Origin of the sequence: Promicromonospora aerolata, assembly GCF_042682255.1 — a bacterium.
Lineage (GTDB): Bacteria > Actinomycetota > Actinomycetes > Actinomycetales > Cellulomonadaceae > Promicromonospora > Promicromonospora aerolata.
On the sequence record NZ_JBHUHF010000001.1, the window covers coordinates 5,502,027 to 5,515,432 of the forward strand.

General features: G+C 72.5%; 11 protein-coding genes. 7 read left to right on the top strand and 4 right to left on the bottom strand.

Annotated features, from left to right (window positions below):
• Positions 1 to 72: 72 nt before the first annotated feature.
• The 4 genes from lepA (at position 73) to ACFSL2_RS24475 (ending at position 5,305) form a co-directional block, all read left to right on the top strand.
• Positions 73 to 1,953: a translation elongation factor 4 gene (gene lepA / locus ACFSL2_RS24460; RefSeq protein WP_377200331.1), complete on the top strand. Its 1,881-nt coding sequence runs from the start codon at positions 73 to 75 to the stop codon at positions 1,951 to 1,953.
• Positions 1,954 to 3,222 carry a radical SAM family heme chaperone HemW gene (gene hemW / locus ACFSL2_RS24465; RefSeq protein WP_377200332.1) on the top strand — a complete coding sequence of 423 codons (1,269 nt, stop codon included), beginning with the start codon at positions 1,954 to 1,956 and terminating at the stop codon, positions 3,220 to 3,222. It begins immediately after the preceding gene.
• Positions 3,223 to 3,348: 126 nt separating this feature from the next.
• Positions 3,349 to 4,311 carry a hypothetical protein gene (locus tag ACFSL2_RS24470; RefSeq protein ID WP_377200333.1) on the top strand — a complete coding sequence of 321 codons (963 nt, stop codon included), beginning with the start codon at positions 3,349 to 3,351 and terminating at the stop codon, positions 4,309 to 4,311.
• A 91-nt stretch (positions 4,312 to 4,402) separates the two neighbouring features.
• Positions 4,403 to 5,305 carry a hypothetical protein gene (locus ACFSL2_RS24475; protein ID WP_377200334.1) on the top strand — a complete coding sequence of 301 codons (903 nt, stop codon included), beginning with the start codon at positions 4,403 to 4,405 and terminating at the stop codon, positions 5,303 to 5,305.
• 117 nt (positions 5,306 to 5,422) lie between these two features.
• On the opposite strand, the gene ACFSL2_RS24480 is transcribed toward ACFSL2_RS24475, so the two are convergent.
• The 4 genes from ACFSL2_RS24480 to ACFSL2_RS24495 all read right to left on the bottom strand — a co-directional run bounded on the left by ACFSL2_RS24480 (position 5,423) and on the right by ACFSL2_RS24495 (position 10,079).
• Positions 5,423 to 5,959, bottom strand: a complete 537-nt coding sequence (locus ACFSL2_RS24480) for a DUF4870 domain-containing protein (RefSeq protein WP_377200335.1) — start codon at positions 5,957 to 5,959, stop codon at positions 5,423 to 5,425.
• A gap of 24 nt (positions 5,960 to 5,983) precedes the next feature.
• Positions 5,984 to 6,850, bottom strand: a complete 867-nt coding sequence (locus ACFSL2_RS24485; protein ID WP_377200336.1) for a DUF3097 domain-containing protein — start codon at positions 6,848 to 6,850, stop codon at positions 5,984 to 5,986.
• An 81-nt stretch (positions 6,851 to 6,931) separates the two neighbouring features.
• On the bottom strand, positions 6,932 to 9,823 hold the full coding sequence (locus tag ACFSL2_RS24490) for an ATP-binding protein (protein WP_377200337.1): 2,892 nt from the start codon (positions 9,821 to 9,823) through the stop codon (positions 6,932 to 6,934).
• An 82-nt stretch (positions 9,824 to 9,905) separates the two neighbouring features.
• A complete protein-coding gene (locus ACFSL2_RS24495) occupies positions 9,906 to 10,079 on the bottom strand; it encodes a hypothetical protein (protein WP_377200338.1) in 174 nt (57 codons plus the stop codon).
• Between the two features lie 350 nt (positions 10,080 to 10,429).
• Between ACFSL2_RS24495 and hrcA the strand changes: the two genes are divergently transcribed.
• The 3 genes from hrcA to ACFSL2_RS24510 are packed head-to-tail and all read left to right on the top strand — an operon-like array spanning position 10,430 to position 13,377.
• Positions 10,430 to 11,449: a heat-inducible transcriptional repressor HrcA gene (gene hrcA, locus ACFSL2_RS24500; RefSeq protein ID WP_377200339.1), complete on the top strand. Its 1,020-nt coding sequence runs from the start codon at positions 10,430 to 10,432 to the stop codon at positions 11,447 to 11,449.
• Positions 11,450 to 11,477: 28 nt separating this feature from the next.
• The gene (gene dnaJ, locus ACFSL2_RS24505; RefSeq protein WP_357468014.1) at positions 11,478 to 12,599 is read left to right on the top strand and encodes a molecular chaperone DnaJ; all 1,122 of its coding nucleotides are present in this window, start codon (positions 11,478 to 11,480) and stop codon (positions 12,597 to 12,599) included.
• A 10-nt stretch (positions 12,600 to 12,609) separates the two neighbouring features.
• Positions 12,610 to 13,377, top strand: a complete 768-nt coding sequence (locus ACFSL2_RS24510; RefSeq protein ID WP_377200340.1) for a 16S rRNA (uracil(1498)-N(3))-methyltransferase — start codon at positions 12,610 to 12,612, stop codon at positions 13,375 to 13,377.
• The last annotated feature ends 29 nt before the right edge of the window (positions 13,378 to 13,406 follow it).

The following is a 13,406-nucleotide window of genomic DNA, read 5'->3' on the forward strand; positions in this document are numbered from 1 at the left end:
CGTGCCTCGCTCGCACGGGACGTGGGAGAATGACAGCTGGCCCAACCACCCTGACGACGGAGCGAGAACGCTTTGCCCATCCCCGGTCCTGCGCTCACGGCGCGTATCCAGCCGAATGCCACTGCGCCAGAGCTGATCCGCAACTTCTGCATCATCGCGCACATCGACCACGGCAAGTCCACCCTGGCCGACCGCATGCTCCAGCTCACGGGCGTGGTCGACTCGCGTGCCATGCGTGCGCAGTACCTGGACCGGATGGACATCGAGCGCGAGCGCGGCATCACCATCAAGTCGCAGGCCGTCCGCATGCCGTGGGCGCTCGCCGACGACGAGGGTGTGCTGACGCCCCACGCCCTGAACATGATCGACACCCCGGGCCACGTCGACTTCACGTACGAGGTGTCCCGCTCGCTGGCCGCGTGCGAGGGAGCGGTGCTGCTCGTCGACGCCGCGCAGGGCATCGAGGCGCAGACCCTGGCCAACCTGTACCTGGCCATGGAGAACGAGCTCGAGATCATCCCGGTGCTGAACAAGATCGACCTCCCGGCGGCGCAGCCCGAGAAGTACGCCGAGGAGCTCGCCAACCTGGTGGGCTGCGAGCCCGAGGACGTCCTCAAGGTCAGCGGGAAGACCGGCGTCGGCGTCGAACCGCTGCTCGACCGCATCGTGCAGCGCGTCCCCGCCCCGGTGGGCGACGCGAACGCTCCGGCCCGCGCCATGATCTTCGACTCCGTCTACGACACCTACCGCGGTGTGGTCACCTACGTGCGGGTGGTCGACGGTGACCTGAACCCGCGCGAGAAGATCGTCATGATGTCGACGCGGGCCACGCACGAGCTCCTGGAGATCGGGGTGAGCTCGCCGGAACCGCACCGGACCAACGGGCTGGGCGTCGGCGAGGTCGGCTACCTGATCACCGGTGTGAAGGACGTGCGCCAGTCCAAGGTCGGCGACACGGTGACCAACGCGGCCAAGCCGGCCTCCGAGGCGCTCGGCGGCTACAGCGACCCCAAGCCCATGGTGTTCTCGGGGCTGTACCCGATCGACGGCTCCGACTACCCGGTGCTGCGCGACGCCCTGGACAAGCTCAAGCTCAACGACGCCGCGCTCAACTACGAGCCCGAGACGTCGGTGGCGCTCGGCTTCGGGTTCCGGGTGGGCTTCCTGGGCCTGCTGCACCTGGAGATCGTGCGCGAGCGCCTCGAGCGCGAGTTCAACCTCGACCTCATCTCCACGGCGCCGAACGTCATCTACGACGTGACGATGGAGGACGGCACGGTCATCGAGGTGACCAACCCGTCGGAGTTCCCCGGGGGCAAGATCAAGGAGGTCCGTGAGCCCGTCGTCAAGGCCACGATCCTCACCCCGAGCGAGTTCGTGGGCGCCGTCATGGAGCTCGCGCAGTCCAAGCGTGGCGACCTGCAGGGCATGGACTACCTGTCCGAGGAGCGCGTCGAGATGCGCTACATGCTGCCGCTCGCGGAGATCGTCTTCGACTTCTTCGACCAGCTCAAGTCCAAGACCCGTGGGTACGCGTCGTTCGACTACGACACGACCGGCGACCAGACGGCGGACCTCGTGAAGGTGGACATCCTGCTGCAGGGCGAGCACGTCGACGCGTTCAGCGCGATCGTGCACCGCGACCGGGCGTACTCCTACGGCGTGATGATGACGGCCAAGCTCAAGGAGCTCATCCCGCGTCAGCAGTTCGAGGTGCCGATCCAGGCCGCGATCGGGGCTCGCGTGATCGCCCGCGAGACGATCCGTGCCATCCGCAAGGACGTGCTCGCCAAGTGCTACGGCGGTGACATCAGCCGTAAGCGCAAGCTGCTGGAGAAGCAGAAGGAGGGCAAGAAGCGCATGAAGAACATCGGCTCCGTCGAGGTGCCGAAGGACGCGTTCATCGCCGCTCTGTCCTCCGACGCGGCGGCACCCAAGGACAAGAAGAAGTAGGTGCCGGCACTTCCCTCCGGTGTCCCCGTGCCCGACGACGGTGGGCTGCCCGACTGGGTGCGCCCGCCCTCCGGGCCGTTCGGCGTCTATGTGCACGTCCCGTTCTGCACGGTGCGCTGCGGCTACTGCGACTTCAACACCTACACGGCGTCCGAGCTGGGCGGCGGCGCGAACCAGGCCCAGTACGCCACGACGGCGCTGCTGGAGGTGGACCTCGCGGCGAAGGTGCTGTCCGACGCCGGCCGGTCGCCCGCGGCGGTCTCCACCGTCTTCTTCGGCGGCGGCACCCCCACGATGCTGCCGGCGGAGGACCTCGCCCGGGTGCTCGGCGGCGTCCGGCAGGCCTGGGGCCTGGCGGACGGCGCCGAGGTCACCACGGAGGCGAACCCCGACTCCGTGACGCCCGGATCGCTCCGGATCCTGGCCGATGCCGGGTTCACCCGGGTCTCGTTCGGGATGCAGTCGGCGGTGCCGCACGTGCTGGCGACCCTCGAGCGGACGCACGACCCGCTGCGCATCCCCGACGTCGTCCGGTGGGCGCGCGACGCCGGGCTGGACGTGTCCCTCGACCTCATCTACGGCACCCCCGGTGAGTCGCTCGACGACTGGCGCGCCAGCGTGGAGGCGGCGCTGGCCACCGGCGTCGACCACGTGTCCGCGTACGCGCTGGTGGTGGAGCCCGGCACCAAGATGGCCGCCCAGGTGCGCCGCGGCGAGGTGACGCTGCCCGACGACGACGATCAGGCCGCCAAGTACGAGCTCGCCGACGACCTGCTCACGGAGGCGGGCCTGCGCTGGTACGAGGTGTCGAACTGGGCGCGCCCCGGGCACGAGTGCCGGCACAACATCGGCTACTGGCGCGGCGACGACTGGTGGGGTGTCGGCCCTGGCGCACACAGCTACATGTCGGCGCCGCCCGCCGGCGCGACCACCGAAGAGACGCCCGCCGGCGTCCGCTGGTGGAACGTCAAGCACCCCCGTGCCTACGCCACCCGGCTGGAGGGCGGGCTGAGCCCTGGCGCGGGACGGGAGCTGCTCACCCGCCAGGAGGCGCACCTCGAACGCGTCATGCTCGGCGTGCGGCTGCGCGAGGGGCTCGACCTCGCGGTCCTGTCGGCGGCCGGGCGCACCGCGGTGGCGGGCCTCGTGGCCCGCGGACTGCTCGACGGCAGGGCGGCGGTCGGCGCCGGCGGGACCCCCGCCCGGGCGGTGCTCACCCGTCGCGGACGCCTGCTGGCCGACACCGTGGTGCGCGACCTGACCGCGTGACCGGGGCCGGGCACCGGCTGTCCCGATCCTGACCGGATTGTTTGCGTACCGGGCGAAATCGCCGCTATCTTGTGCCGATTCACACCGTGGCGAGGCGGCACAGGCACGCCTGACGAGGGGCAGCGAATGAGCAATACCTACGGCGGCTGGAACCCACAGGATCCCTACCGCCGACAAGCGCCCGAACCCTGGCCGGCGCAGGAGCGGAGCCCCGACGGGCAGCAGGAGCCGCCGCCCGCGGACACTCCGCAGCTCGACCCGTACGGCCCGCGCGACCCCTACGGCCGGCCCGCCAACCCGTACGGCCGACCCGACTACCAGCCGCAGCAGTACCCGCAGCAGCACCAGGCGCCGCCGGTACTACCGCGCTATTCCGCCGCCTCGGGGGCGGCGCACCGGCCGGAGCCCGGCGGGTCCGTGACGGTCGGCGCCGCCTGGCACTGGGGCTGGAGCGCGTTCGGGGCGAGCTGGGGCCGCTGGGTGCTGATGGGCCTGCTGGTCGGGCTGGCGCAGCTCGCGGTCATCCTGGCGTTCAGCCCGTCCACGGTGGACGGGCTCGTGAACGCGGCAGACCCGGCAGCGGTCGACGCCGCGCAGGCTGCGGGACAGACGCTCACGGCCAAGGGGCTGGCCGCGGCCGGCACGGCGGTGTGCTTTCTGCTCCAGGCCCTCCTGTACGCCGGGGCCCTCGCGGCGACGCGGACCCGTACGGTCCGCTTCCGTGACTTCTTCGCGTTCCGCGGCTTCGGTGGACTCGTGGCGTACGCCGCGCTCACCGGGGCGCTCGGATTCGTCGGCATCGCCGTGCCCGTCGTCGGCTGGGTGATCCAGGTCATCATCACGCTCCTCCTGCTGCCGGTGCCGTTCCTCCTCCTCAAGGGCGTGGGTCTGGGCAAGGCGCTCGCCCAGGGGGTCGAGCTGGTCCTCGCGCACATCGGGGCCGCGCTCGCGGTGTTCGGCATCTTCGCCGGCCTGGCCCTCGCCTCCGTCATCACGTGCGGGCTCGCGCTCGTCGTCGTCGCACCCGCGATGCTCCTGGTGGGGGCATATCTCGTCCAGCGCTGGACCGGGGAATCGGTGCACGGCTGATCGCCTGGTAACAACTCGGCAATTGCGCATGCGCAGATGCGAAGAAGAGGTGAAGGTGGCTTCGGATCACTGACCAGCAAAGGGAACTCACATGAGCGAGAACACACCACGCGACCCGTACGGGCCGGGCTCCGGCGGTCCCACGCCGCCGTCGAGCGGAGCCACCCCGCCGAGTGCGGGCGGACCTACCCAGCCCCCGGCCTACGGTGGCCCGACCCAGCCGCCGCCCTACGGCGGCGGGAGCCAGCCGCCCGCGTACGGCGGGCCGGCGGCGGCGTACGGCGCGCAGTCGTCGAACCCGTTCCGGGTCGGTGAGGCGCTGAGCTTCGGGTGGAGCCGCTTCAAGGGGAACTGGCTCTTCTGGGTGCTCTTCGTGCTGCTGACGTTCGTCGTCGGCGCGATCTTCAACTCCGGGTCGGTCGGCGACATCCAGGAGCAGATCAATGCGTCCTCCGACCCGGAGGCGATGCAGGAGCTGGCGGCGTCCGCGTCGGGCGCCAGCTCGCTGCTCCAGCTGATCGGGTCGCTGCTGGTCGCGGTGCTCCAGGCGCTCGGGATCAACGCCGCGCTGCGCGAGGTCTCCGGCGAGAAGGCGAGCTGGGGCACGCTCTTCAAGGTCAACAACTTCGGGATGATCATCCTGGCCGCGCTCCTGCTGATGGTCGCCAGCTTCGTGGGCGTGCTCCTGTGCGGGATCGGCCTCATCGCGGTGGCGGTCTTCGCCGTGTTCACGTACCACAACGTGGTCGACAAGGGTATGAACGCGTGGGCCGCCTTCACCTCGTCGTTCTCGCTGGTGGGCAAGAACTTCGGCGCCGTGTTCCTGCTGGAGCTCGCGCTCTTCGGCCTCAACATCGCGGGTGCGCTGCTGTGCGGGCTCGGCCTGTTCATCACCGTGCCGCTGTCGCTGCTCGCGATCGCCTTCGCGTACCGCCGGCTCACGGGTGGCCCCGTGGCGGCGGGCACGACCGCCGCTGGTCCCGCCACGGCCTGACGTGGTCCGGCCGCCCTGCGGCTGCCGAAAGGGCACCCCGCCTGCGCGGGGTGCCCTTTCCGGTGGGCAGGTGCACGGGGTCCGCTCGGCCGGCAGCGGGGGCGACGGCCGGAGGCGCTATTTGATGAAGCGGATGTTCACCGGGTAGCGGTACGGCGCGCCCTTACCGTTCTCCACGGCGGCCAGGATCATGAACACCACGGCCGCGACGAACACGAGGTACACGATCGCGCCGATCCCGAACGTGACGGTGGTGATGATCGCGGCGGCGATGTGCACGATGACCAGCGTGATCTGGAAGTTGAGCGACTCCTTCGCCTCCTGGTCCACGAACCGGCTGCGGTCCTTGAGCACCAGCCAGATCACCAGCGGCGCGATGAACGACAGCAGGATCGGGCCGATCTGGGCGAAGACCGACCACATGCGCTCGTCCGACGGGTTGAGCGGCTGGGGCTGGTACTGCCCGGGACCGTAGGCGGAGCCGTACACCGGCCCCTGCTGCGGCTGGCCGGGGTGCGGCTGGCCCGGGTAGGGCTGGGACGGCTGGTCCTGGTACGGCGTCTGGCCGGGCTGGGGCGAGCCGTAGGCGGGAGCCTGCTCCGGCTGCGGGCCTGGTTGCTGCGGCTGCTGTGGCTGCTGTGGGTTCTCGGACATGCGGCTAACGGTAGAGGCTGCGCCTCACGACGCGGTCACGAAATCGATAAGTTCTTCCACCCGTCCCAGCAGGGCCGGGTCGAGGTCCCGGAAGTCCCGCACGGTGCCCAGGATGCGCTGCCAGCCCCGGGCGACGTCGGCCTGCGTCCGGGCGGGCCACCCGAGGGAACGCAGGATTCCGAGCTTCCACTCGGTGCCCCGGTCGATCACCGGCCAGCGGTCCAGCCCGAGCCGCTCGGCCCGCACGGCCTGCCACACGTCGACGTACGGATGGCCCAGCACGAGGACGGTGCCCCGCGGGACGTGGCGCAGGGCGTCGTCGGTCAGCCGTTGCTCCTTGGAGCCGGGGACCAGGTGGTCCACCAGCACGCCCACCCGCCGCTCGGCGTCGGGCGCGAACTCGGCGAGGCGTTCGGCGAGGTGGTCCACGCCGTCGAGCATCTCGACCACGACCCCCTCGATGCGCAGGTCGTCGCCCCAGACCTTCTCGACGAGCTCGGCGTCGTGCTTGCCCTCCACCCAGATGCGGCTGCCGCGCGCCACACGTGCCGTGGTGCCGTGCACCGCGACGGACCCGGAGGCCGTGTGCGTGGGCTGCGCCGGAGCGCGGTTCAGGACCGGCGCCGTGAGCACGACGGGCTTGCCCTCGACCCAGAAGCCGGGCCCGAGCGGGAAGGTGCGGGTGCGGCCGCGGCGGTCCTCCAGGACGACGACGTGCATGCCGCCCGACTTCTCGACCCGCACGACGGCGCCGACCCAGCCGGTCTCGACCTCCTCGACCACGAGTCCTGGCTCGGCGGGCGTGGCCTGCGACGTCGGCCGGCTCCGCCCTCGGTGCGCGCCAGGAAACGCGGGGGACAGCACGTCGGGCCCATACCGTTCGTCGAACACGCCGTGAGCCTAGATCGATCAACCCGTTGAGTGCTGGATATCTGTGGGATCGGAGTGTCCGGGGCCGCAGATCGCCAGCACTCAGCGCCGGGAGGTCAGGAGGGCGGCCTCCGTGCGGGTCGACACGCCCAGCTTGCGCAGGATCGCCGAGACGTGCACCGACGCGGTCTTGGCGGAGATGAACAGCCGCTCGGCGATCTGCCCGTTGGTCAGGCCCTCCGCGACGAGCGCGAGCACCTGCTGCTCGCGCGGGGTGAGCGCCGCGAGCGCGTCGTCCGACGGCGGGGTCGCGGCCGGGCCGGTGAGCTCCGCACCGCCGGAGCCGGCGGGGCGCCCGGCCAGGCCCGCCCGGTCCAGCAGGCCCTGCGCCTGGTCGACCAGCAGCCCGGCCCCGATCTTCTCCGCCTTCTCGACGGCAGCGGCCAGCGTGGACCGGGCTGCCGGCCGGTCACCGGCGTCCAGCAGCCGTTCGCCGTCCCGCTGCAGCGCGTAGGGCACCAGGTACGCGGGGCCGGGCAGACCGAGGACGGCGGTCCACGGGCCGGTGCCGAGCTCGGCCTCGAAGACCGCCGCCCACGCCGGGTAGGTCCGCCATCCGGAGCACCGGGCCAGCGCGGTCCGGTACGGCGCGTCGTCGACCTCCTGGCCCGCCGCGCGCAGGTCCGCGATCGCCCGCGCCACCACCGCCAGCGGCTCCAGGTCGTAGGCCGGGTTGCGTGGCACGTCGGGATCCATGGCGCCCGACGCGAGCCGGAGCGCGTCGGCCGGGTCGTCGCGCAGGAGGGCGAGCTGGGCGCGCGTGACCGCGACGTGGGACCGGATCTGCAGCTCCAGGCGGCCGAACCGCTCCCAGGTGGCCACCTTGCGGCGCGCCTCTGCCTGCGCCCACGCGACCTGCCCGCGCCACATCGCCAGCCACGTGCGCCGCTCGCCGAGGTACACCGCGTACACGCTGGTGTGGATCATCGGCACCTTGCGCTCGTACCACCGGGCGGCCTCCGCCCAGTCGCCCCGCCCGATCATGGCCTCGACGATGTTGCCCTCCAGCATCACCCGGAAGCCCTCCGACGCGCCGTGCTGCCGAGCCACGGCCACACCCTCCGCTGCGATCTCGGCGGCCTCGTCCCACCGCCCCTCCGTGATCCGGGCGTCCGAGCCGTTGACGTAGTAGCGGCTCAGGCCCTGCCAGGTGTCGCCGGCGATCTCGCGGCCGCGGTCGATCTCGGCCAGCCCCTCGCGGTCGCCGAGCTGGAACCGGCTCACCCCGCGCAGGTTGAGCGCCACCGAGGCGAGCTCCGAGCTGCCGACAGCGGTCGCGGCGTCGTACGCGGCCGTGGCGGCCGCGACCGCCTCGGCGCACCGCCCCTCGAGCATGGCGTGCCGGGCCCGCAGGACCAGTACCTGCGCCCGCACCGTGTCGTCGAGGCCGGGCGGTACCAGCGCGAGCGCCTTGTCGATGGCCCCCGGCCCCTCGTCCGCGCCCGCGTGCCCGGCGATGAGCGCGATGTCGGCCAGCACGGAGGCCTGACCGACAGGGTCGTCGTCCGGCCACTCCGCCAGGGCCTCGTGCGCGACCGCCAGGGCGCGGTCCACCCGGGTCGAACCGCGCAGCGACTCGGCCACGGCACGCAGCAGCTCGTGGTGCGGCACGCCGGCCACCTGTTCCGCGTCCGGCACCTGCTCCCACAGCTCCAGCGCTCGTTCGCCCAGGGTCACGGCGGCGGACGTCGCGGCGGCGGCCGCGGCCTCGTGCGCGACGACGGCGGCGGCGAGCGCCCGGTCCAGGACGCCGGCGCGCCACCAGTGGTCGGCGATGCTGGACAGCTTCGCGACGGACCGCGCACGGGTGGTCAGTGCGCGTTCGAGGGCACGGGCGTACGCGGCGTGCAGGCGCCTGCGCTCGCCGGGCAGCAGCTCCGCGTAGACGGCCTCCTGGACCAGGGCGTGCCGGAACGCGTACCCGACGTCGGTGGCGACCAGCACGTGCGCGTCGATCGCCTCGCGCGCCCGTTCCTCCGGGTGCGGTCCGACGCCGGGGTGCGTCCCGGTGCCGGTGCCGGCTGGTGGTCGCTGGTCGGCCAGGACGTCGTCGAGCACGTCGTGCCACACGCGCGCACCGGCGGCCGATACGACGCGGCACAGGGCCTGTGCCTCGCGGCCGAGGCTCCAGTAGCGCAGCAGCAGGATGTCCCGGAGCGAGTCGGGCAGGTCCGTGCCGAGGAAGCCGACCAGCTCCTCCACGTAGAACGGGACGCCCTCGCTGCGCTCGGCCAGGTCGGCGAGGTCGTCGTCCGGCTCGTCGCCCGTGCCGGTGAGCAGGTCGCGCGCCATCTCGCGGACCTCGTCCTGGCCCAGGCGGCGCAGGTCGAGGCGGGTGGCGAGCCTGGCGCGGTCGAGCTCCGTCATGACGGTGCGCAGCGGGTGGGCGCGGCCGACGTCGTCGCTGCGGAAGGTGAGGAGGAGCAGCAGGCCGGGGGGCGCGGCGCGGGCCAGGCGCACGACCAGTGCGCGGGTGACGTCGTCGGACCAGTGCAGGTCCTCGACGACGGCGACGACGGGTCGGTCCGCGGCGGTCCGGGCGAGCAGGTCGGCGAGCACCTCGGGCAGGCGGTCCGCTCCGGCGTCGGTGCCGGGGACGACGAGCTGTGGTGCGACGGCGGAGAGCGCACCCGCCGCGGGGCCTGCCGCCTCGACGGTGGCCTCCGGTCCGAGGGTCGCGACGATCCCGGCGAGCAGACCGCCCGGGGCGGCGTGGGGGACCGGGCCGGAGCCGGAGTCGGCGCACTGTCCCGACAGGACGAGGAACCCGTCGGCGTCGGACGTCAGCTCGTCGACGAGCCGGGTCTTGCCGATGCCGGCCTCGCCGGCGACCACGACGGTGCGGCCGGCACCCGCGCGGACCGCTTCGAGCGCCTGCCGCAGTGTCTCGACCTCGTTGGTGCGCCCGACCAGGCGCGCACGGATGACCGGCATGGGCTCATCGTCCCATGCCGGTCCTGGTGTGGTTCCGCCGGTCATCGTCGCTGGTCATGGTGGTCCTGCACGGGCAGTCGCGTCAGGCGAGGCGCGGGCGGGCCGGTTCGGCGTCCGTGGTCCGGCGGCCGGTGGCGCGCGGTGCGGCGTCGTCCCGGCGGGCCGCGAGCTCGCGGGCCACCCGGGTCTGCTCCGCCCGGCGGTCGATCTCCTGCTCGTTCCTGCGGTACTCGGCGTAGTCGGTGAAGCCGAACATGGTGTTTCCTCCTGGTCGAAGCCGGTCCCTCGCCGGCAGTGATTCCAGGTTCGTCGCTGAGGTAGCCCGTCCGGATCGGGCGGTCGCCGCATCTTTCCGTGCGGGTTCGCCGGGCCGGCCTCGCGCGTCTAAGTCATCGCCCTATACGCCTGGCGCGAACGTGTCAGACGTGCAGGTCAGCCGGGTGACCTGCACGTCTGCGAGGTACCGGGTGGTCCGCTGGCGGGTCGGGGACTTGGCCTCTGGCGTGTGCCGCGTAGGATTGGCACTCGGTTGGCGAGAGTGCTGGAGAGCGGGCCGGAACTCGGGTGCAGATCCCGGACGTTCTACCTGGGACGGAGGTGAGCGCGATGAGCGAGGAACGCAGGCTCGATGTCTTGCGAGCGATCGTGGAGGACTATGTCCAGACACGGGAGCCCGTCGGATCACGCATACTCACCGAGCGGCACCGGCTCGGCGTCTCTCCGGCCACGGTGCGCAACGACATGGCGGCGCTCGAGGAGGCCGGGCTCATCGCCCAGCCGCACACCTCGGCCGGTCGCATCCCCACGGACAAGGGCTACCGCCTGTTCGTGGACCAGCTCGCCGAGGTGCGGCCGCTGACCGTGCCGCAGAAGCGTGCCATCGAGACCTTCCTGTCCGAGGCGGTCGACCTGGACGACGTCGTCGCGCGGGCCGGGCGGCTCATCGCCCAGCTGACGGGCCAGGTCGCCGTCGTGCAGTATCCGTCGCTGCGGCGCTCCGGGCTGCGGCACCTCGAGCTGGTGCCCACCGCCGAGGGGCGGCTCCTCGTCGTCGTCATCACGGACACGGGCCGGGTGGAGCAGCGCTTCCTCGACGTGCCCGTCGGGATGGACGACGGGACGCTCGGCGAGCTGCGCGCGCGGTTCAACGCCGCGGCCGCGGGCCACCGGCTCACCGAGATCGGCACCGCCTTCGCGCGGGTCACCGAGGCGATGCCGGACGAGCACCGGGCACTGGCCACGGCCGTGGCCGAGGTCGTGACGGCGGCGCTCGGCGAGGAGAGCGAGGAACGCATAGTGCTGACCGGCCAGGCCAACCTGGCCCGGTCGAGCATGCGGTTCGAACAGGGCCTGCGTCCCGTGCTCGAGGCGCTCGAGGAGCAGGTCGTCCTGCTCGGTCTCCTCACCGACATGACCGACGACGCCGGGGTGGCCGTGAGCATCGGCCACGAGAACCGGCTGGCGGGCCTGGCGGAGACCTCCGTGGTCACCTCCGGCTACGGCTCGTCCGACGGCGACACCGTCGCGATCCTGAGCTCGATCGGCCCCACCCGTATGGACTACCCGGGCACCATCGCCGCGGTACGCGCCGTCGCGCGCTACCTGTCGCGAGTGCTGCCCAGCTGACATCCCTTCTCCCCACAAAGAGAGACCTGTGACCGACTACTACGAGATTCTGGGTGTTCCGCGCGACGCCTCGCCCGAGCAGATCAAGAAGGCATACCGCAAGCTGGCCCGCGAGCTGCACCCCGACGTGGCGGGCGACGTGGGGGAGGACCGGTTCAAGGACGTCGCGCGCGCCTACGAGGTGCTGTCCAACCCGGACAAGCGCCAGCAGTACGACATGGGGGTGGACCCCACCTCGCCGGGCGGCGGCGCGGGCGGCGGGTTCGGGGCCGGGTTCGGTTTCCAGGACATCTTCGAGACGTTCTTCGGCGGCGGGCAGCCCGCCGGGCCGGTGCCTCGTGCCCGGCGCGGCAACGACGCGCTCGTCCGACTCGACCTCGAGCTGGCGGAGGCGGTCTTCGGCGCCAAGCGGGAGATCCAGGTCGACACCGCGGTGGCGTGCAACACCTGCGGTGGCGACGGCGCGCGGCCGGGCACCTCGGCGCGCACCTGCGACGTCTGCCACGGCCGGGGCTCCGTGCAGCGCGTGGCCCGCTCCTTCCTCGGCCAGGTCATGACCAACCAGCCGTGCTCCGCCTGTGGCGGGTTCGGCACCGTCATCCCCGAGCCCTGCACCGACTGCTCCGGTGAGGGCCGCGTGCGCTCGCGCCGCACCGTCTCGGTGAACGTGCCCGCCGGTGTCGACACCGGCACGCGCATCAAGCTCTCCGCGCAGGGCGAGGTGGGCCCGGGCGGCGGCCCCGCCGGCGACCTGTACGTCGAGATCCGGGAGCGCGCGCACGACACGTTCGTGCGGCGCGGCGACGAGCTGCACTGCACCCTCCAGGTGCCGATGACGGCGGCCGCGCTCGGCACCGTGCTCGAGCTCGACACGCTGGACGGCCTCCAGGAGATCGACCTGCGCCCCGGCACGCAGCCCGGCCAGGTCATGACCATCAAGGGCCTCGGTGTGGGGCACCTGCACTCGACCGGGCGTGGCGATCTCAACGTGCACATCGAGGTCCAGGTGCCCACGGCACTGGACGAGGAGCAGACGGCGCTCCTGCAGCAGCTCGCGGTGCTGCGCGGCGAGGAGCGGCCCGAGTCGCGGCTCGCCTCCGTGCACGGCGGCGTGTTCTCGCGCCTGCGCGACAAGCTGAGCGGGCGCTGACCGCCCACCCATGAGCGCGCCAGTCTTTCTCGCGGAGGCGTCCACCGCCCATCCGCTGTCTGAGTACGTCGTGGGCTCGCTCTACCTGCTCGACGGTGCGGAGGGCCGGCACGCCGGCGTGGTCCAGCGGCGCGGCCCGGGGGAGCGGATCGACGTGGTCGACGGTGCCGGCGTGCGCCTGCGTACCGTCGTCGAGTCGGTGAACGGCGCCGAGGTGCGCCTGCGGGTCGAGCAGGTCGACGTCGAGCCCGTGCCCGCCGTCGTCGTGACGCTCGTCCAGGCGCTCGCCAAGGGCGACCGCGACGAGATGGCGATCGAGGCCGCGACCGAGGTCGGCGTGGACGCGATCATCCCGTGGCAGGCGGAACGGTCGGTCGTCGTGTGGCGCGGCGACCGGGCCGCGAAGTCGCGGGCACGCTGGGTCAGCACCGTGCGGGCCGCGACCAAGCAGGCCCGCCGCTGCCGCATCCCCGACGTCGAGGTACCGCTGAGCACCAAGCAGCTCGCAGCCAGGACCCGTGCGGTGGTCGCGGCCGGCGGGACGGTGGCCGTGCTGCACGAGGAGGCGACGGCAGCCCTCGCGACCGTGCCGCTGCCCGACAGCGGCGAGGTGCTCGTCGTCGTCGGACCGGAGGGCGGGATCTCCGAGGCCGAGGTGGCGCTGCTGACGGATGCGGGCGGGGTGCTTGCCCGCCTCGGCCCGCACGTCCTGCGCACGTCCACGGCGGGCCCGGTAGCGATAGCCCACCTGAGCGAACGCCTGGGCCGCTGGACCTGACCCGGCCCCCGCCGGCCTAATTGCTGACC